Raw genomic sequence first — 19,333 nt, forward strand, 5'->3', positions numbered from 1 at the left:
GCGCTCGGGGTGATCCGCCTACCAGGCGTGGACGCGGTTCTGCGCCGGCTCCAGCCCCAACTCGATGAGCAACTCGGTGGCGTCGGCGGCCTGCTCGCAGATCGTCGGGACCTCGCCACGCTCAGTGGCGGTGAAGTTCTCCAGCACGAACGCGGCCGGGTCTTTGCGTCCGGGCGGACGGCCGATGCCGATGCGCACGCGCTGAAACTCCTTGGTGCCCAGCGCCGCCGCCACCGAGCGCAGCCCGTTGTGGCCGCCCTCGCCGCCGCCGATCTTGAGCCGGATACTGCCGAACTCCAGGTCGAGGTCGTCGTGGATGACGATGATGTCGGCCGGGGCGACCGAGTAGAACTTCGCGAGCGGCCCGACCTGGCGGCCGGATTCGTTCATGAAACAGCGCGGCTTGGCCAACAACACCGAGCGCCCGGCCAGCCGACCGCTTACGACTTCGGCACCGGATCGCTTGTGCGCCTTGAACTTTGCGCCCAACCGCGCCGCGAGCAGGTCGGCCACCATGAACCCGAGGTTGTGCCGGGTGCGTGCGTAATTGTCTCCGGGATTGCCCAGGCCGACCACCAGAAGCGGTTCGGCCACGTCGTGAACCGCCTACTCGGACTCTTCGCCGGAGGCCTCGGCTTCGCCGCCCTCTTCGGCCTCGGGAGCCGCGGCTTCGCCCTCGGGGGCCTCGCCGGCGCCCTCTTCCGCGAGGTCCGCGGCGGTCGGCGCATTCACCACGTTGACGACCAGCAGGTCGGGGTCGGAAACCAGGCTGACGCCCGTCGGCAGCGTGATCTGCCCGGCGGAGAACTGGGTGCCCGGAGGGGCGTCCTGGACGGACACGGTCAGCTGCTCGGGAATCGACATGGCCTCGGCCTCGATCTCGATCGTGTTGGTCTCCTGGGTGACCAGTGTGTCCGGGCCGGCCTCGCCCTCGACGACGACGTTGACCTCCACGTGCACCTTTTCGCCGCGGCGCACGACCACCAGGTCGGCGTGCTGAATGGTGCGGCGGATCGGGTGGATGTCGAGCGCCTTGGTCAGCGCCAGCTGCTCCTTGCCGGCGATGTCGAGGGTCAGCACCGCGTTGGTGCCCGAGTGCCGCAGCACCGCTGCGTAGTCGTGGCCGGGCAGTTCCAGGTGCTGGGGCTCGGCGCCGTGACCGTAGAGGACTGCGGGAATCATGCCGTCGCGGCGGGCCCGGCGGGACGCGCCCTTGCCGGTCTTGGTACGCACCGTCGCTGCGAGTTGGTTGACTGCTGACTTGGCCATCGTGTCGCTCCTGTTGCTCACTCGTTCGGGCACGGCCAGGTCGCGACAATCAAGTCGGTCTCCGTCGATAACGGTGTGCAAGCACCCTCGCCGTGACGCCCGGCCAGGTTAGCGCATGTGCACCTCAGAGCGGAAATTGAACGAGTGTGCGCTCAGGGCTTTCGGTGTGCGGCCAGGGCGCATATTCGACGCGATTTCCGCCCAGGGCGCACAGTCGAAGCCCGCTGCGCACACGCGGCTACAGCGGAAATTCGGTGCCCGTGAGCTGCTCAGACAGCTCCCACAGCGCGGCGGCCGTGGCCTCGTCCTTCGCCCGGCGGCTGCGCCCGACCGGTTGCGTGCGGCCGAGGTAGCCGAAGCGCGGACCGACGAACGTGTCGCCCGGCAGGTCCTGCGACGCCGCGTAGAGGGTCTGCCGGGCGCCGAAATCGGCGTCGGTGGCCACCACCCGCGTGGCGGCCGACATCAGCGCGTCGCCCAGCTTGCGGCCGGAGGCGCCCTGCAAATTGGTGTGCGAGTAGCCGGGGTGGACGGCCAGCGCCCGCAGCGGCGAGCCGACCGATTCGAGCCGGCGCTGCAGCTCGCTGGTGAACAGCAGGTTGGCGAGCTTCGATTGGCTGTAGGCCAGCCAGGGGGAGTAGCGCCGGTTCTTCCAGTTCAGGTCGTCGAAGTCGATGCGGCCCGGCCAGTGCGCCATCGACGACACCGTGACCACGCGGTCGGTGAGCTTGGGCAACAAAAGATTGGTGAGCGCGAAATGACCCAGATGGTTGGTACCGATCTGGCTCTCGAAGCCGTCGGCGGTGAGCGCGTAGGGCGCGGCCATGATGCCGGCGTTGTTGATCAGCACGTCGGCCCCGTCCGCCCCCTCGGCGAACTGGCGCACCGACGCCAGGTCCTGCAGGTCGAGTGGGCGCACCGCTATGTCCCCGGTCATCTGCCGCGCGGCGGCCTCGCCCTTGCCCGTGTTCCGGACGGCCATGATGATCTTGGCGCCCCGCCCGGCCAGCTCGCGCGCCGTCACCGCGCCCAGCCCGCTGTTGGCGCCGGTGATGATCACGGTGCGCCCCGCGAACGACGGCAGGTCTGCGGCGGTCCAGTTGGCCATGGCTGAAGAGCTTAGTGAAAGCCTGCCGCGAGAGTGCAACTACCGACGGCGCCACTCGAGAAATGCGTAGCCAGTTGCACTTTCGGCGACAGGAATCACTTAGCGGCCACGACGAATCCGTGGATGATCGCCTCGATGTCGGGCGCCTGCGCGGCCGCCTGGTCGGCCAGGCTGGTGATGGTCAACTGAACCAGGTACCGCTGGTTCGCGGGCGGCGACCCGGTGGGCAGCACGATCCGGTTCCAGCTGTGCAGCCGCGTGCCGTCGAGGTCGTAGCTGCCCTGGATCATCGACGACGGAAAGCCGTCGTAATCCGCCGTCGAGGCGTCCAGCTGCTTGAAATCGGCAAACAGCTGGGCGTCGTCGTTGCCGTGCTTGATCACCTGGGCCGGGTCGAAATCCCCCAGCAACTTGAAGACCACCAGCCTGGCCGTCGGATACTTGCCGCCCTTGGAGATGATCACCGTCTCCTTGGCGATGTTCGGACTGGTAAACGGCGACCAGCCCGGCGGTGTCGGTATCGACACCGTCAGATCCGGCAGCGATCCCGGCGCGACCTGTTGCCCGTTGACGCCGATGTTCTGCAGATACTGGGACAGGGGGACGGGCTTCTGCGTCGTCGTGGGGGCGGCGCCGGTCGTCGAGCTCCTCGTCAGGACCGACTGGTAGTCAGGGGCTTTCGGCTGGTCGCACGCCGCCATGGCCATGCTCAGCGCGACCGCCACGACGGCGGCGCCCCAACGCAACCTCACAGAATCTCGCGCACCGCGTCGATCGGCCGCGCCAGCCGGGTGCCCTTCGGTGTGACGACAAACGGCCGTTCGATCAGGATGGGATGCTCGGCCATCGCGTCGAGCAGCTCATCATCGCTGGCATCGGCGAGCCCCAACTCGGCGTAGATCGGTTCGCGCTTGCGCACGGCCGAGCGGACGTCGATGCCGGCGTCGCGGATCATCCCAACCAGCTCGGGCCGCGACGGCGGGGTCTTCAGGTACTCGATGATGGAGGGGTCAAGACCGTTGTCCCGCAACAAATCCAGCGTTTTTCGGGAGGTGCCGCATTTCGGGTTGTGGTAGATGACGGTATCGGCCATCTAGGCGTCCCCGTCGAAAAGCCCTGTCACGGAGCCGTTTTCGAAGACGGCACGAATGGTGCTGGCCAGCAGCGGCGCGATGGACAAGACGGTGAGCTGCGGGAAGCGCTTCTGCTCGTCGATGGGCAGCGTGTTCGTGACGATCACCTCGCGGGCGCCGCAGGAGGCCAGGCGCTCGGCCGCCGGGTCGGACAGCACCCCGTGGGTCGCCGCGATCACCACGTCGCTGGCGCCGTCGTCACGCAACAGGTTTACCGCGCCGGCGATGGTGCCGCCGGTGTCGATCATGTCGTCGATCAGCACGCAAGTCCGGCCTTCGACCTCGCCGACCACGCGGTTGGACACCACCTGGTTGGGCACCCGCGGGTCGCGGGTCTTGTGAATGAAGGCCAGCGGCACGCCGCCCAACGCGTCGGCCCACTTCTCGGCGATGCGCACCCGGCCCGAGTCGGGGGAGACCACCACCATGTTGCCGTCCGGGTAGTTGTCCTTGATGTAGCCGGTCAGCAGGTTCTGAGCCCGCATGTGGTCGACGGGCCCGTCGAAGAAGCCCTGGATCTGGTCGGTGTGCAGATCGACCGTCACGATCCGGTCGGCGCCCGCGGTCTTGAGCAGGTCGGCGACCAGCCGCGCCGAGATGGGCTCGCGCCCGCGGTGCTTCTTGTCCTGCCGGGCGTAGGGGTAGAACGGCATGACCGCGGTGATTCGCTTCGCGCTGCCGCGTTTGAGCGCGTCGATCATGATCAACTGTTCCATCAGCCAGTTGTTCACCGGCGCCGGGTTCGATTGCAGGACGAACGCGTCGCAACCACGCACCGACTCGTGGAAGCGAACGAAAATCTCGCCATTGGCGAATTCCCGCGCCGTTTGCGCGGTGACGTGGACGTCGAGCTCCTTGGCGACCTGTTCGGCCAGTTCCGGGTGCGCGCGGCCCGAGAACAGCATCAGGTTTTTTCGGTTATCGGTCCAGTCGTGGCTCAACGCACTGCCCTCGTTTGGGTCGAAATGGAAGCCTCATCGTACGTAGCGAATCGTACGGAAATGCGGCCGGGTTACCAGGGACCAAATTCACGGTGTCTGTTCGGGCTCTGGTTTGTCTTTGGTTTTTTCTATCGCCTCTTCGGCCGCTTTCGCCGCCGCGCTGCCCGGCCGCTTGCGCTGCACCCAGCCCTCGATGTTGCGCTGCGGCCCCGCCGACACCGCCAGCGCGCCCGGCGGGACGTCGTCGCGCACCACCGTGCCGGCGCCCGTGTAGGCCCCGTCGCCGACGGTGACCGGCGCGACGAACATGGTGTCCGAGCCGGTGCGGACGTGCGAGCCGACCGTGGTGCGCCGCTTGGACTCGCCGTCATAGTTGACGAACACGCTGCTCGCGCCGATGTTGCTGTGCTCGCCGATGTCGGCGTCGCCGACGTACGTCAGGTGCGGGACCTTGGTGCCGGTCCCGATGTTGGAGTTTTTGGTCTCGACGAACGCGCCGAGCTTGCCGTCGGATCCCAGCGCGGTTCCCGGCCGCAGATACGTATACGGGCCGACCGTGGCGCCGTCCCCGATCGACGAGGACGTGCCGTGGGTGCGGACGACCGAGGCGCCGTCACCGACGACGACGTCGGTCAGGGTGGTGGCGGGCCCGACGACGCAGCGACCCCCGACCCGGGTGCGGCCGTGCAGCTGGGTGCCGGGGTGGATCACGGTGTCGCGGCCGATCGTCACGTCGACATCGATCCAGGTGCTGGCCGGATCGATGATGGTGACGCCGGCCATCTGGTGGGCGGCGACGATCCGGCGGTTGAGTTCGGCGCCCAGTTCGGCCAGCTGGACGCGGTTGTTGACGCCGGCCACCAGCGCGCTGTCGGCGACGTGCTGAGCGTGCACAGTCCGGCCGTCACCGCGCAGGATGGCGATGGCGTCGGTCAGGTAGAGCTCCTGCTGGGCGTTGTTGGCGCTCAGCCGGCTCAACGCCGACCGCAACGCCACGATGTCGAAGGCGTAGACACCCGCGTTGACCTCGCGAATCTCGCGTTGCGAGGGCGTCGCGTCGCTGTGCTCGACGATCCCCATCACCTCGTTGTCCTGGGTGCGCAGGATGCGGCCGTAGCCGACCGGATCGCTCAGCGTGGTGGTGAGCACCGTGACCGCGGCCGCCTGGGCGCTGTGGGTGGCCACCAGGCCGGCCAGGGTGTCGGAATCGAGCAGCGGCGTGTCGCCCGAGGTGACGACGACGATGCCGGCGTAGTCGTCGGGCAGGGCCGACAGGCCGCACAGGACCGCGTGGCCGGTGCCCAGCGGGCGGTCCTGCAGCGCCACGTCGATCGTGCGTCCGAGGTCCTCGCCCAGCTCGGCGACCAGCGGCTCGACGCGTTCGTGATCGTGGCCGAGGACCACCACCAGATGCTGGGGCGCCACCTTGGCGACGGCGTGCAGGGCGTGCGCCAGCATGCTGCGGCCGGCGATCGTGTGCAGGACCTTCGGGGTGTCAGAGCGCATCCGGGTGCCGGGCCCGGCCGCGAGAACCAGGACCGCGGTGTCACCACGAAACGACACGGATCTCCCTTCTTCGCGCGAGCGTGCGTGTTTGTACGCCGACACGCCGTCAAGCGTGTCATTTCATGCACGCTCGCCGCAAAGGGCCACGCCAGCTCCGTCGCCAGGACTCGAACCTGAACTCTCAGAACCAAAATCTGATGTGCTGCCGATTACACCACGACGGACTGCAGGCCCATGGCCCCGCGCCACCAAGACTCTAGACGGCACGGCCGCGCCGCGCCGAACCGATACGCTGATTGACGTGGCCGTTCTGGACCCCCAAACGCAGAAGGAGCCGGACAAGGAAGCGCGGGCGCCACGCGCCCGCATGACCGGTAGCGAGCGCCGCCAGCAGCTCATCGGCATCGCACGCTCGCTGTTCGCCGAACGCGGTTACGAGGGCACCTCGATCGAGGAGATCGCGCTGCGGGCCAACGTCTCCAAGCCCGTCGTCTACGAACATTTCGGCGGCAAGGAGGGCTTGTACGCCGTCGTCGTCGACCGCGAAATGTCGGCGCTGCTGGACATGATCACCTCGTCGCTGACCAACAACCGGTCCCGGGTGCGGGTCGAGCGCGTCGCGCTGGCGCTGCTCACCTACGTCGAAGAACGCACCGACGGGTTCCGGATCATGATCCGCGACTCGCCGGCCGCGATCAGCTCGGGCACCTACTCCAGCCTGCTCAACGACGCCGTCAGCCAGGTCAGCTCCATCCTGGCCGGCGACTTCGCCCGCCGGGGCCTGGATCCCGACCTGGCCCCCCTGTACGCGCAGGCGCTGGTGGGCTCGGTGTCGATGACGGCGCAATGGTGGCTCGACACCCGCGAGCCCAAGAAGGAAGTGGTCGCCGCCCATCTGGTCAACCTGATGTGGAACGGCCTGACCCACCTGGAGGCAGATCCCCGCCTGCAGGACGAGTAAGGCCTACGGCCGCACCCCGTCCAGGAAGTTGTTCAGGGCGTGTTTGCCGATTTCCCGGATGCCCAGGGGTCGCGGAAGCAGGCGGGTGACGACGAACATCATGCGCCGGTTCGGCGCCCCCACTTGCATGCTGGGGCGTTTGCCGAGATAAAGGACCGCCTCTTCCACGTTTTCCTCGGGCGTGTTGATGAGGCTGCCCCTGGCCCGCGCGACCTCGAGCGCGTCGGCGGCCCCCGGCGAACTCGTGAGCCCGGCCATGCACGCCAACACGTGTACGTTGTCGGGTTTCAATTCGTACCAGAGCCCTTCGGCGAGAATGATGTTGTATGCCCTCGTCGCGCCGTAGTGCGTGTAGTACGGGCTGCCGATCAGCCCCGTGCCGCTACTCATCAGGACGATGCCGCCACGGCGGCGCGCCTTCATCAGCGCCCCGTAGTGGTAGGTCAACCCAAAAGGGCTGGCGCAGTTGATGTTTATCCGCCGCCGCTCGAATTCGAGGTTATCGGCCCAGAATCCCCCGACCGTGGCCAGCGCGGCGTTGGACACCAGCAGCCCGATTTCGCGGTCGCCGACGGCCGCGACGATGTTTTCCACGGCATCCGTCGCCCCCAGTTCCTGGGAGACGGCAAGCACCTCCACGCCGAACTTTGACACCAGCTCCTGACGTTTCTTCTCCAGCTTTTCGGGGTCGCGCGCGACGATCGCAACCGACAAGCCTTGGGAAGCAGCATAATCCGCCCAGGCACCGCCGATGCCCTCGCTGGCGCCGGCCACGAGCGCCCAGGGTCCGTACTGCGCGGCGAAGTTCTTCGGGGGGCGCCGGACGAGCGGGCTGTGCGCTTGCCACTGCTTGGCGACGATTGACTTCAACGCCAGAGCCGATTGTGCTGCATTCATCGCTACCTTCCTGGTGTTTGTTACCTCAGCGTGGGGATGGCTTTGAGGCGATCGATGAGCATCGCCAGCACGTCGTCCGGCACGTCGGTGACCGGCAGGCTCAAGCCGGTGCATACCGCGGAGTACCAGCGTGCGAGCACCGCGGGGATTTCGTCGTAGGTGCCCTGCGGCACGATCACGTCCAGCACCTCGTCGGTGAGGTGCTGGTGCAGGTCGGACCATTCGTTCCGGCGGGCCATGCCGGTCAGGGCCTCGCCGATGTCCTCGAAGCCGAAGAACTCGAGCTGCCGGCGGTAGGCGGGGGTGCTGTAGAGGAAGGCAAGTTCGGATCGCCGGTGTTCCCGCAACCGCACCAGCTCGGCGTCGGTGGTGGCCATCAACGGTTGCGGGTTGGCTACCACGGCGACCGGAATCCCGGTGCGCCGACCGTTTTTGGCGCCCTCGGCCAGGGCCGGCAGGGTCTGTGCCTTAAGGATCGACGGGTGCGAATTGGTGGGATGGCAGACGAAGCCGTCGGAGATTTCGCCGGCCAGAACGCACATCTTCTTGTTCACCCCACCGGTCCAGATCTGCGGGGGCGCACAGGGATTCGGACCGGGGTTGAAGTACGGCTGCAGGCGGTCGAATCGGTAGAACCGTCCGCTGTAGTCAAGGGGCTCGCCGGTCTGGAAAGAGTGGAATATGGCGAGTACTGCTTCGATGTAGTCCCGCATGCGCAGCGCCGGCTGCGACCACGGGACCGAAAATCGTCCGACGATGTTCCCGCGCACCTGGGTGGCCAGGCCGAGCTGGAAGCGCCCGTCAGAGTACCTGGCGAGATCCCAGGCCGCGTACGCGGTGATCATCGGGCTGCGCGGAAACGCGAGCGCCACGCTGGTCCGCACGGTCAGCCGCGTGGTGTGGGTCAGCGCCAGCGCCGCGACCGTGAACGCGTCGTGGATGGTCTCGGACACATGGATGACCTCGAAGCCGATGCGCTCCATGCGCGCCGCCCACGGACCGATCTCGGCCAAGCCGAGCCGGGCCGGCGCGGAGGCGACGACTTCCATCGGCCGCTCGGCCTTCCCGCCGCCGGTCACCGGGTCAGTCCCCGGACGATCAGCGTGGTGTTGTGCCCAAGCCAGGCGTCGTCGAGGGTGCGTTCGGTGGCCATCGACATCATCACCGTCCCGCCGATCATGTCCATCAGCAGGCGCGCGTCGATGCCATCGGCCGCCGACCCGTTCGCGGCGGCGTCGTCGAGGTAGCGCTGCAGGCGCTCGTAGGTGCCACCCTGCAGCCGATCCAGCAGCCGCGCCGACAGCCCGGGCTCCGACGGCAGTTCGGCCGTCAGGCCCGACACCGCGCTGTGCACCGCCGGCCGGCTGAACAGTTGGATCGATCCCTCGAGCAGGCTGCGCACGACCGTGCGCAGGTCACCGGTCAGCGGCAACTCCTCTTGTGGCGTCGGGGGAAACACCGCCGCGAAGACGAGTTCGATCTTGGTGGGAAAACGCCGGTACACCGCCGGCGGCGTGGCGCCGGCCCGGGCCGCCACCAACGGGATGCTCAGCCGCGCATAGCCGATCTCTTCGAGCAGTTCGTTGGTGGCTTGGAGCACCGCGTCGTCGATGCGCGCGTCGCGGGGCCGCCCCTGGGACCTGGTGTCGCGACGCCGGCGTTCGAAAGGTGTTGATTTCATTACGTTCAGATCGTAATGTTTTGCGCAGCCCGGCACAATGGTCCACCGGGGACCGATCAATCGGAATGGGTCGCGAATAATGCTGCGCATCAATCGGTTTCGACCGATGCGACCGGATAACGCGTGTCCACTCAACGATGAGGAACGCCCGACATGGCCATCGAGACCCCACCCAGACCGCTACCGTTTCGGATCCTCGACGGTGGCTACCGCGCCGCCCGGATGCTGGGCGCTCATCCCTTGCCGCTGCGCAAGTACGCGCTCATGGACCGGGCCAGCCGGCGCGCCGGCGGCCTGACCGACTTCGGTGATCCCCGCTTCGAAGCCGGCCTGGACCGGCTCATCGAGTCGATCAATTCCGAGGACAAGCTCAACGGCTTCGGCCGCATTCTGGCCACGACGCACATCACGAACCTGCTACGCCAGCGGTTGCTGGTCATGGACCACGTCCGTAGAAACCCTTCGATCCGCGACGAGGTCATCGCCAAACCGGTCTTCCTGGTCGGCGCGCCACGCACCGGCACCACGATCACCCATCACCTGCTGAGCCAGGACGATCGGTTTCGCTTCCCCCTCACCTGGGAGTGCGACGAGCTGCACCCACCGCTGGATCCGGCCACGATGCGCACCGACCCGCGCATCGTCCGCAGTGAAAAGCAGATCCGGCGCACCCTGGCCCTGGCCCCCGATCTGGACGCGGCCCACCCGCTCGGCGCCTGGGAGGCTCAGGAGTGCGCGCTGTTGCACGCCTACGCCTTTCACAGCGAGACGTTCCTCGTCATGTTCAACTGCCAGGGCTACGACCGATGGTTGGCCGACCAGGATCGCACCTGGGTCTACCAGGAGGAGAAGCTGCTCCTGCAGTACATGCAGAGCGGGGGACTGCGTCCCCGGGAGAGCTGGCTGCTCAAGACGCCACCGCACATGGCCAACATCGACAAGATCCTCGACGTCTTCCCCGACGCCCGCTTTGTCACCACCTACCGCGAACCCACCGAAGTCATCGCCTCCAGCTGCAAGCTGTCCGGCACCGTCTTCTCGATGGTGACCGACGGCGTCGACTGGCATGACCACGGGCGCTACATGAGCTGGCGCACCGGGAGCATGCTCGCCCGCAACGTCGAACTGCGGCGCCAATTCGCCGACCTCGCAGCGCAATTCATTGACTTTCCGATGGATCGGATGGTTCGCGACCCGATGGCGTGCGTCAAGGAGGTCTATGACCACTTCGGCATGGAGCTCACCGCCGAGGTGCACCGGAAGATGAGCAGGTTCATGGCCGAGCGGGGCGTGGCCACCCGCAAGCCCAACATCTACCGTGCCGAGGATTACGGACTCGACACCGCCACGATGTGGCCCGAACTCCAGTACTACCGGGACTTCTACGGAATCGAGGACAAGCGGTGACCGAAGAGCTGAGTGAAGCCGTGCGGGCGGCATGGCGGCGGTTCGGCGACCTCCACGACGACCTGCTCGGCGACGCGCTGGCCCAGGGCGACCTCGACGAGGGTTCTGCCACTGCGCTTCTGGGGCGCCTGGTCGGCCACATTCAGTACATGGGGTTGCAACTGCGCAGCGACCCGGCGCGACCAACGCTGATCAACGCCCAATACGCGTCGTGGAACTGGGGGCATTCCAACCCCGACACCTTGTACCTGTCGGCGCGGATCGACGATGCGCACGACTACCGGGTGTACGGCACATTGGGCTCGGTCGCACAAACCACCTTCGGCGTCTACGCCGGCAAGGATGACCAAGCCCGGGCGGTCAAGACGCAGTCCGAGGACCTCGACGTCGCCCCGGACGGCTCCTTCGAGATCTACTTCAGCCGCGAGAAGGTAGGAGATACCAACTGGTTTGAACTTCCCCCCGACGCCGAGTCGTTCTGCTGCTATCAGACCTACGGAGACTGGCAACGGCAGTCGAAAGGCAGCATTCGCATCGAATGCCTCAATCCGCAACCACCGGCGGAACCGCCGTCGCTGGTGCAGACCGTCGCCGCGTTCGACGAGCACTTGGCCGCCTCGCGCGACCTGTTCACCATGTGGGTCAAAGACATTCCCGCGCGCGTCTTCGGGGCCTTGCCGAAGAACGTCGCCATCCCGCCGATGCAACCACCGTCGGCGATGGCCGGAGCGTGGTTCGTGCCCATCTCCTGGGAACTCGAGGACGGCCAGGCCTTGATGATCGACTACGAAATCCCCGCCGACAGCCCGTACGTCGGCGTCTGCCTAACCAACCGGTGGAGCGAGATGATCGACATCGCGACCCGCCAGACGAGCCTGAACCGGGCCCAGTCGCACGCCGACGGAAATCGCGTGCGGGTGCTGGTGGCCGCCCAAGACGTCGGTGTCGAAAACTGGCTCGACGCCCGCGGGTATCGAAGCGGGGTCGTGACCTGGCGGGCAACCGCTACCGAGCAGCCCGCGACACCGACGGCCACGGTGATCGAAATCGACGACGTCGACGAGTACTTCGACCCGTCGCGGCGTGTCACCGCCGACCAGCGGGCGGCCGCGCTGTCGGCGCGCCAGCGTCACTTCGCCGAGCGCGACGCGCTCTGACGCCGACGGCTGGCCCGATGGTGGTGAGCTGCTGCGCCCCGCTACGCGGCGCTTGCACTCACCACTAGTCCGATGGTGGTGAGGTGAGCTGCTGCGCCCCGCTACGCGGCGCTTGCACTCACCACTAGTCCGATGGTGGTGAGGTGAGCTGCTGCGCCCCGCTACGCGGCGCTTGCACACACCACTAGTCCGATGGTGGTGAGCTGCTGCGCCCCGCTACGCGGCGCTTGCACTCACCACTAGCCGCAGTCGCGGGAGAGCAGATCCGCCACCGTCTCGCGGCGGACCAGGGCCCGCGCCCGGCCGTCCTTGACCGCCACCAGCGGCGGCCGGCCGACCATGTTGTAGTTGGAGGCCATGCTGTGGTGATAGGCGCCGGTGCAGGCCACGGCCAACAGGTCGCCGGGGCGAAGGTCCGCCGGCAGTTCGATGTCGCGGGCGATCTCGTCGCCGGCCTCGCAGTGCCGGCCGGCCACGGTGACGCGCTGCTTGGCTCCCTGCGGGTGCCGGTTCGCCAGCGTGACGGTGTATTGCGCGCAGTACAACGACACTCGCGGGTTGTCGCTCATCCCGCCGTCGACGGCGACGAAGGTGCGGCCGCCCGGCTGAGTCTTCACCGAGCACACCCGATAAAGCGTCACACCGGCCCGGCCGCTTATGGCGCGTCCGGGTTCCACCACGACGGCCGGCCGGGGGAAGTGCTCGGCCGCGCAGGCCTCGTCCAGCGCGTCCTCGATGACGCGGGCCAGCTCGCCGAGGTCGAGCTCGCGATCGCCATTGAGGTAGGGGATGGCGTGGCCGCCGCCGATGTTGAGCTCGGTGAGGATGACGCCGTGGCGGGCGCGGATGTCGGCCATGGCGGCGATCATCCGGCGGATCGCTTCGCCGTACAGGGTCGCATCGGAGACCTGCGAGCCGAGATGGCAGTGCAGCCCCACCAGGTCGAGGATGGGGTGCGCCAGCACACGCTTGACCGCGTCCGCGGCGTGCCCACCGCCGAGGGTGAAGCCGAACTTCTGGTCGCTGATGCCGGTCGTGACGGCGCGATGGCCGTGTATGTCGATATCGGGGGTCACCCGGATGAGCACCGGCTGGCGCCGGCGGGCGAGGCCCGCGAGGTAGGCGATCTCGATGCACGAATCGACCACGACGCGCCCGACGCCCGCCTCCACGGCCTCGCGCAGCTCATCGGGCGATTTCGCGTTGCCGTGTAGGACGATGCGGGCCGGGTCCACTCCGCCGGCCAGGGCGATGGCCAGTTCGCCGCCCGAGCAGACATCGACACCGATGCCCTCCTCGCGTGCCCACCGCGCTACGGCCGTGGTCAGCAGCGACTTCCCCGCGTACACGACCCCGACATCCCGCAACGCCTTGCGGTAGCGCCGGGCGCGATGCCGAAAGTCGGCCTCGTCGATGACGTAGGCGGGGGTGTCGAATTCGTCGGCGATGTCGGCCAGCGCCACGCCTCCGACGCAGAGCTGCCCCCGCTCATCGGAGCGGGTCGTGACCGGCCAGATCGTGGAATCGAACCGGCGCGGTGCGGCCCGACCGAGTGACGGCACGATGTCGAGCAATGTCATGACTTTCAAGGTGCGGCCGGCCGGCGCGGGGCGCCGCTTTTCTTACGATCCCTTGACGGAACCGGGCCCGATCTTGACGCCGTGCTGTGCTTTTTGGAGCGTCCCTAGAATGGATTCATCATGACCGCACCGGGGCCTGCCCACCCAGAAACCCCGATCGCGGGGCTCGTGGATCTGGCGCTGACCGCGCCGACCTTCCAGCAGCTGATCGACAGCGCGGCAACCCGACCCGCCGAATTGAGGCTGGTCGGACCGGCCAGTGCCAGGCTGTTCGTCGCGGCCGCGCTGGCGCGGCTGGGTCCGTTGCTCGTGGTCACCGCGACCGGGCGCGAGGCCGATGAACTGACCGCTGAATTGCGGGGGGTGTTCGGCGACGCGGTGACGGTCTTCCCGTCTTGGGAAACCCTGCCGCACGAACGGCTTTCCCCGGGCATCGACACCGTCGGCGCCCGCATGCTGGTGCTGCGCCGGCTGGCTCACCCCGACGACGCGCGGCTGGGCCCGCCCTTGCAGGTGGTGGTGACGGCGGTGCGGTCGCTGTTGCAGCCGATGACGCCGCGGCTGGGCGACGTGGAGCCGGTCACCTTGAGCGTCGGCCGGGAGATCGCCTTCGAAGACGTCGTCGCCCGGCTGGTCGAGCTGGCCTACACCCGGGTGGACATGGTCGGCCGGCGCGGTGAGTTCGCCGTGCGCGGCGGGATCCTCGACGTCTTCCCGCCGACCGCCGAGCATCCCGTGCGCGTCGAGTTCTGGGGCGACGAGGTCAGCGAGATGCGGATGTTCTCGGTCGCCGATCAGCGCTCCATCCCCGAGATCGAGGTCGACGCGGTGATCGCGGTGGCCTGCCGCGAACTGCTGCTTACCGACGACGTGCGGAAGCGGGCCGCCGCGCTGGCCGCCCGGCACTCCACGGGCGAACCCGCCATCACCGGCACCGTCACCGACATGCTGGCCAAGCTGGGCGAGGGCATCGCCGTCGACGGCATGGAGGCGTTGCTGCCGGTCCTGCGTCCCGGCGAGCACGTGCTGCTGACCGACCAATTGACCGGCGGCACCCCGCTGTTGGTGTGTGACCCGGAGAAGGTGCGCACCCGCGCGGCCGACCTGATCAAGACGGGCAGCGAATTCCTCGAGGCGTCGTGGTCGGTCGCGGCGCTGGGCACCGACGCGCCCGTCGACGTGGCCCAGTTCGGCGGGTCCGGCTTCGCCGAATTGGAGGACGTGCGGGCCGCGGCGGCCCGCGCCGGTCACCCGTGGTGGACGCTGAGCCAGCTCTCCGACGAGTCGGCGGCGGAGCTGGAGGTTCGGGCGGCGCCGTCGGCCCGCGGGCATCAGCACGACATTGACGGCATCTTCGCGATGCTGCGCGCCCACGTCGCCACGGGCGGGCACGCCGCGGTCGTCGCCCCCGGCACCGGGACCGCCCATCGGGTGGTCGAGCGGCTCGCCGAGTCCGAAACCCCCGCCGCCATGCTGGAACCGGGTGCCGCCCCGAAACCCGGGGTGGTCGGCGTGCTCAAGGGTCCGCTGCACGACGGCCTGATCATTCCGGGCGATCCCGCCAACCTGGTGGTCATCACCGAGACGGATCTGACCGGCAACCGGGTCACCGCCGTCGAGGGCAAGCGGCTGGCGGCCAAGCGGCGCAACACCGTCGACCCGCTGGCGCTCACCTCCGGCGACCTGGTGGTGCACGATCAGCACGGCATCGGGCGGTTCGTGGAAATGGTCGAGCGGACCGTCGGCGGCGCGCGCCGGGAATACCTCGTTCTCGAATACGCCTCGAGCAAGAGGGGCGGGGGTTCCGACAAGCTGTACGTGCCGATGGACTCACTGGACCAGCTGTCGCGCTACGTCGGCGGGCAGGCGCCGGCGCTGAGCAAGCTCGGCGGCAGCGATTGGGCCAACACCAAGACCAAGGCGCGCCGGGCCGTGCGCGAGATCGCCGGCGAGCTGGTCTCGCTCTACGCCAAGCGGCAGGCCAGCCCCGGGCACGCGTTCGGGCCGGACACCCCGTGGCAGGCCGAGATGGAAGACGCGTTCGGGTTCACCGAGACCGTCGACCAGCTCACAGCGATCACCGAGGTCAAGGCCGACATGGAAAAGCCGGTCCCGATGGACCGGGTGATCTGCGGCGACGTGGGCTACGGCAAGACAGAGATCGCGGTGCGGGCGGCGTTCAAGGCCGTCCAGGACGGCAAACAGGTCGCCGTGCTGGTGCCCACCACGCTGCTGGCCGACCAGCACCTGCAGACGTTCAGCGAGCGGATGGCCGACTTCCCGGTGACCGTCAAGGGGCTGTCCCGATTCACCGACACCGCCGAGTCCCGCGCCGTGATCGACGGCCTGGCCGACGGCACGGTCGACATCGTGATCGGCACCCATCGGCTGTTGCAGACCGGGGTGCGCTGGAAGGATCTGGGGCTGGTCGTCGTGGACGAGGAGCAGCGGTTCGGCGTCGAGCACAAGGAGCACATCAAGTCGCTGCGCACCCACGTCGACGTACTCACCATGAGCGCCACCCCGATCCCCCGCACGCTCGAGATGAGCCTGGCCGGGATCCGCGAGATGTCGACGATCCTCACCCCGCCCGAGGAGCGCTATCCCGTGCTGACGTACGTCGGCCCGCACGACGACAAGCAGGTCGCGGCCGCCTTGCGGCGCGAGCTGCTGCGCGACGGCCAGGCGTTCTACGTGCACAACAGGGTCAGCTCCATCGACCGGGCCGCGGCCCGGGTCCGCGAGCTGGTGCCCGAGGCGCGCGTCGTCGTCGCGCATGGGCAGATGCCCGAGGAGCGGCTGGAACGCACCGTGCAGGGCTTCTGGAACCGCGAGTACGACATCCTGGTCTGCACCACGATCGTGGAGACCGGCCTGGACATCTCCAACGCCAACACGCTGATCGTCGAGCGCGCCGACACCTTCGGGCTGTCGCAACTGCACCAGCTGCGCGGCCGGGTCGGCCGCAGCCGCGAGCGCGGGTACGCGTACTTCCTCTATCCGCAGCACGCGCCGCTGACCGAGACGGCCTACGACCGGCTGGCGACGATCGCGCAGAACAACGAGTTGGGCGCCGGCATGGCCGTCGCGCTGAAGGACCTCGAGATCCGGGGTGCCGGCAACGTGCTGGGCGTCGAGCAGTCCGGGCACGTCGCCGGTGTCGGCTTCGACCTGTATGTGCGGCTGGTGGGCGAGGCCGTCGAGGCTTATCGGGCGGCCGCCGACGGGCAGACGGTTACCACGCCCGAGGAGCCCAAGGACGTGCGGATCGACCTGCCGGTCGACGCGCACCTGCCGCCGGACTACATCGCCAGCGACCGGCTCCGGCTGGAGGGCTACCGGCGGCTGGCCGCGGCCTCTTCTGACAGTGAGGTCGCCGCCGTCGTGGACGAGCTGATCGACCGCTACGGCACGCTGCCCGAGCCGGCGGAGCGGCTGGTGGCGGTCGCGAGGCTGCGGCTGCTGTGCCGCGGCGCGGGCATCACCGAGGTGTCGGCCCCGTCGGCGGCGACCGTGCGGCTGTCGCCGGTGACGCTGCTGGATTCGGCCCAGGTGCGGCTCAAGCGGATGTACCCGGCGGCGCACTACCGCGCCACGACGTCCACCGTTCAGGTGCCCATTCCGCGGGCCGGCGGGGTCGGGGCGCCGCGCATGCGCGACGTCGAATTGCTGCAGATGGTGGCCAACCTCGTCACGGCACTGCAGGGAAAACCACAGATAGAGATTGGTATAACGGGGTCACAGCCAGCACCGATGTCCGGGGAGGAGGGGCGCGCATGATCGTCGTCTTGTTCGACCCCCGTCGCCCGTCGCTGGTGCCGGTCGAGGCCATCGAGCACCTCACCGGGGAGGTGCAGTACACCGAGGAGATGCCCGTCGCGGTGCCCTGGTCGCTGCCGGCCGCGCGGCCGGTGCACTCCGGTGACCCCAATGCTCCAGCGCCGGTGCTGCTGTCCTCCGATCCGGACCACCCGGCCGTCGCCGCCCGGTTGGCGGCCGGGGCCCGGTTGATCTCCGCACCGGACAGGCCGCGCGGTGAGCGACTGGTCGACGCCGTGGCGCTGATGGACAAGTTGCGCACCGCGGGGCCGTGGGAAAGCGAACAGACCCACGACTCGTTGCGCAGGTTCCTGCTCGAGGAGACCTACGAGCTGCTGGACGCCGTGCGCAGCGGCAACGCCGACCAGTTGCGCGAGGAACTCGGAGACGTGTTGCTACAGGTCCTCTTCCACGCCCGTATCGCCGAGGACGCGCCGCAGTCGCCGTTCACCATCGACGACGTCGCGGCCGCGTTGATGCGTAAGCTGGGCAATCGGGTGCCGGGGGTGCTTGCGGGGCAATCCATTTCGCTCGAAGAGCAATTGGCCCAGTGGGAGGAGGCCAAGGCCTCAGAAAGGGCGGCAAAGGCGAGAAACTCGGTGATGGACGACGTGCACACCGGTCAGCCGGCGCTGGCTTTGGCGCAGAAGGTGATTCAGCGCGCGGAGAAGGCGGGGTTGCCGGCCGACCTGATCCCCGCCGAGATGACCTCCGTTGCGGTGGCCGCCGACATCGATGCGGAAAGCGCGCTTCGCGCGGCGGTTTTGGAGTTCGTGGACACGGTCCGCGGCGTGGAGACGGCGATCGCGGCGGCGCGCCGCGGCGACAACGTTCCGGTCGAACTCGACGTCGCGCAGCTGGGCGACGTCACCGAGGAGGAGTGGCGCGCCCATTGGCCTTTCGCTGAATCGGCGGTCGAGGACACGGTCGTCGGCGAGGCGGCCGCTAACGACGCCGGCGCCAAGGCGTCCGGCGGGGGCTCCAAGCGGCGCAAAGGGCGGAAATAGGGCACTTTGGCGCGCTAGCGGTGCGCTTGGCGCAGGAATCGACGGGGTAGCCGCGAAACGCGTGGGACGATGGTCGTGGCCGGAGTTGGTGCAGGGGAGTAGTAGGGGAGCTTAAACGGCATGGTTTCGCCGAGGCGTTGGTTGCGTGCGGCCGCCGTGATCGGCGCGACCGCCATGCTTCTCGCGTCCAGCTGCACCTGGCAACTCAGCCTGTTCATCCCCGCGGGCGTCCCGCCGCCGGCCGGGGATGCGGTACCGCCGGTGGACACTCACGTCAGCGGTCGGCCCGCGGATCAGTTGCGCCAGTGGGCCCAGCAAAGATCGGCGGCGTTGGAGATTCCGGTCATCGCGTTGGAGGCCTACGCGTACGCCGCCCGGGTCGCCGAGGTCGAGAACCCGAAGTGCCATATCGCGTGGACCACGCTGGCGGGCATCGGGCAGGTCGAGAGCCACCACGGCACGTACCGGGGCGCGACCCTGTCGCCGAACGGGGATGTGAGTCCGCCCATTCGTGGCGTTCGGCTGGATGGCAGTGGGGGGACTCTGCGCATCGTCGACGCGGAGGAAGGGGCCGACGGCGAGCCCGGCGTGGTGCGCGCGATGGGCCCGATGCAGTTCATTCCCGAGACGTGGCGGCTGTACGGGGTGGACGCCCACAACGACGGCCGGGTCAGCCCGGACAACATCGACGATGCGGCGCTGGCGGCGGCGGGTTACCTGTGCTGGCGCGGAAAGGACCTCGGGACCCCGCGGGGATGGATCACCGCGCTGCGGGCCTACAACAACTCCGGCGTCTACGCGCGGGCGGTGCGGGACTGGGCAACCGCCTACGCGGCGGGTCACCCGCTGTAGCAGGATGTATCGCTG

17 protein-coding genes and 1 tRNA gene are annotated in these 19,333 nt (G+C 68.4%); 6 read left to right on the plus strand and 12 right to left on the minus strand.

Annotated elements, in window-relative coordinates:
* Positions 1 to 18: 18 nt before the first annotated feature.
* The 8 genes from pth to MTAB308_RS22630 all read right to left on the minus strand — a co-directional run bounded on the left by pth (position 19) and on the right by MTAB308_RS22630 (position 6,181).
* Positions 19 to 594 carry an aminoacyl-tRNA hydrolase gene (gene pth / locus MTAB308_RS22595; RefSeq protein ID WP_077102337.1) on the minus strand — a complete coding sequence of 192 codons (576 nt, stop codon included), beginning with the start codon at positions 592 to 594 and terminating at the stop codon, positions 19 to 21.
* Positions 595 to 606: 12 nt separating this feature from the next.
* A complete protein-coding gene (locus MTAB308_RS22600; RefSeq protein ID WP_077104673.1) occupies positions 607 to 1,269 on the minus strand; it encodes a 50S ribosomal protein L25/general stress protein Ctc in 663 nt (220 codons plus the stop codon).
* 238 nt (positions 1,270 to 1,507) lie between these two features.
* The gene (locus MTAB308_RS22605) at positions 1,508 to 2,377 is read right to left on the minus strand and encodes an oxidoreductase (protein WP_077102339.1); all 870 of its coding nucleotides are present in this window, start codon (positions 2,375 to 2,377) and stop codon (positions 1,508 to 1,510) included.
* 95 nt (positions 2,378 to 2,472) lie between these two features.
* Positions 2,473 to 3,084, minus strand: coding sequence for an LpqN/LpqT family lipoprotein (locus MTAB308_RS22610; RefSeq protein ID WP_077104675.1), 612 nt, complete (start codon positions 3,082 to 3,084; stop codon positions 2,473 to 2,475).
* A 41-nt stretch (positions 3,085 to 3,125) separates the two neighbouring features.
* Positions 3,126 to 3,470, minus strand: coding sequence for an arsenate reductase (glutaredoxin) (gene arsC, locus MTAB308_RS22615; RefSeq protein ID WP_077102341.1), 345 nt, complete (start codon positions 3,468 to 3,470; stop codon positions 3,126 to 3,128).
* Positions 3,471 to 4,451 (minus strand): ribose-phosphate diphosphokinase, encoded by a 981-nt coding sequence (locus tag MTAB308_RS22620; RefSeq protein ID WP_066915287.1) that lies wholly within the window; start codon positions 4,449 to 4,451, stop codon positions 3,471 to 3,473.
* 87 nt (positions 4,452 to 4,538) lie between these two features.
* Positions 4,539 to 6,014 (minus strand): bifunctional UDP-N-acetylglucosamine diphosphorylase/glucosamine-1-phosphate N-acetyltransferase GlmU, encoded by a 1,476-nt coding sequence (gene glmU, locus MTAB308_RS22625; RefSeq protein ID WP_077102343.1) that lies wholly within the window; start codon positions 6,012 to 6,014, stop codon positions 4,539 to 4,541.
* Positions 6,015 to 6,109: 95 nt separating this feature from the next.
* Positions 6,110 to 6,181: transfer RNA gene (locus MTAB308_RS22630), tRNA-Gln, on the minus strand.
* A 143-nt stretch (positions 6,182 to 6,324) separates the two neighbouring features.
* On the opposite strand from MTAB308_RS22630, the gene MTAB308_RS22635 reads away from it, so the two are divergent.
* Positions 6,325 to 6,918, plus strand: a complete 594-nt coding sequence (locus MTAB308_RS22635; RefSeq protein ID WP_142308819.1) for a TetR/AcrR family transcriptional regulator — start codon at positions 6,325 to 6,327, stop codon at positions 6,916 to 6,918.
* Between the two features lie 3 nt (positions 6,919 to 6,921).
* On the opposite strand, the gene MTAB308_RS22640 is transcribed toward MTAB308_RS22635, so the two are convergent.
* The 3 genes from MTAB308_RS22640 to MTAB308_RS22650 form a co-directional block, all read right to left on the minus strand.
* Entirely contained in the window at positions 6,922 to 7,692 is a 771-nt protein-coding gene (locus tag MTAB308_RS22640; protein ID WP_157900999.1) for an SDR family NAD(P)-dependent oxidoreductase, read from the minus strand.
* 143 nt (positions 7,693 to 7,835) lie between these two features.
* Positions 7,836 to 8,864, minus strand: coding sequence for a TIGR03617 family F420-dependent LLM class oxidoreductase (locus MTAB308_RS22645; protein ID WP_077104677.1), 1,029 nt, complete (start codon positions 8,862 to 8,864; stop codon positions 7,836 to 7,838).
* Positions 8,865 to 8,890: 26 nt separating this feature from the next.
* Entirely contained in the window at positions 8,891 to 9,496 is a 606-nt protein-coding gene (locus MTAB308_RS22650) for a TetR/AcrR family transcriptional regulator (protein WP_173842219.1), read from the minus strand.
* Between the two features lie 153 nt (positions 9,497 to 9,649).
* Between MTAB308_RS22650 and MTAB308_RS22655 the strand changes: the two genes are divergently transcribed.
* Both MTAB308_RS22655 and MTAB308_RS22660 read left to right on the plus strand, forming a co-directional pair.
* Complete coding sequence (locus MTAB308_RS22655) at positions 9,650 to 10,903, plus strand: sulfotransferase family protein (protein ID WP_077102347.1); 1,254 nt, start codon at positions 9,650 to 9,652, stop codon at positions 10,901 to 10,903.
* Positions 10,900 to 12,060 (plus strand): DUF1214 domain-containing protein, encoded by a 1,161-nt coding sequence (locus MTAB308_RS22660; RefSeq protein ID WP_077102349.1) that lies wholly within the window; start codon positions 10,900 to 10,902, stop codon positions 12,058 to 12,060. Before MTAB308_RS22655 ends, MTAB308_RS22660 begins: the two co-directional genes overlap by 4 nt.
* Before the next feature lie 239 nt (positions 12,061 to 12,299).
* On the opposite strand, the gene lysA is transcribed toward MTAB308_RS22660, so the two are convergent.
* Positions 12,300 to 13,640, minus strand: coding sequence for a diaminopimelate decarboxylase (lysA, locus tag MTAB308_RS22665; protein ID WP_077102351.1), 1,341 nt, complete (start codon positions 13,638 to 13,640; stop codon positions 12,300 to 12,302).
* A gap of 120 nt (positions 13,641 to 13,760) precedes the next feature.
* Here lysA and mfd point away from each other — a divergent pair, with 120 nt between their 5' ends.
* From mfd to MTAB308_RS22680, 3 genes are all read left to right on the plus strand, one after another.
* Positions 13,761 to 17,420, plus strand: a complete 3,660-nt coding sequence (gene mfd, locus MTAB308_RS22670; RefSeq protein WP_077102353.1) for a transcription-repair coupling factor — start codon at positions 13,761 to 13,763, stop codon at positions 17,418 to 17,420.
* Positions 17,417 to 18,466 (plus strand): nucleoside triphosphate pyrophosphohydrolase, encoded by a 1,050-nt coding sequence (locus MTAB308_RS22675; protein ID WP_077102355.1) that lies wholly within the window; start codon positions 17,417 to 17,419, stop codon positions 18,464 to 18,466. Before mfd ends, MTAB308_RS22675 begins: the two co-directional genes overlap by 4 nt.
* A gap of 120 nt (positions 18,467 to 18,586) precedes the next feature.
* Positions 18,587 to 19,318, plus strand: a complete 732-nt coding sequence (locus tag MTAB308_RS22680; protein ID WP_077102357.1) for a lytic transglycosylase domain-containing protein — start codon at positions 18,587 to 18,589, stop codon at positions 19,316 to 19,318.
* Positions 19,319 to 19,333: the final 15 nt, after the last annotated feature.

Source organism: Mycobacterium terramassiliense (genome assembly GCF_900157385.1).
GTDB classification, from domain to species: domain Bacteria; phylum Actinomycetota; class Actinomycetes; order Mycobacteriales; family Mycobacteriaceae; genus Mycobacterium; species Mycobacterium terramassiliense.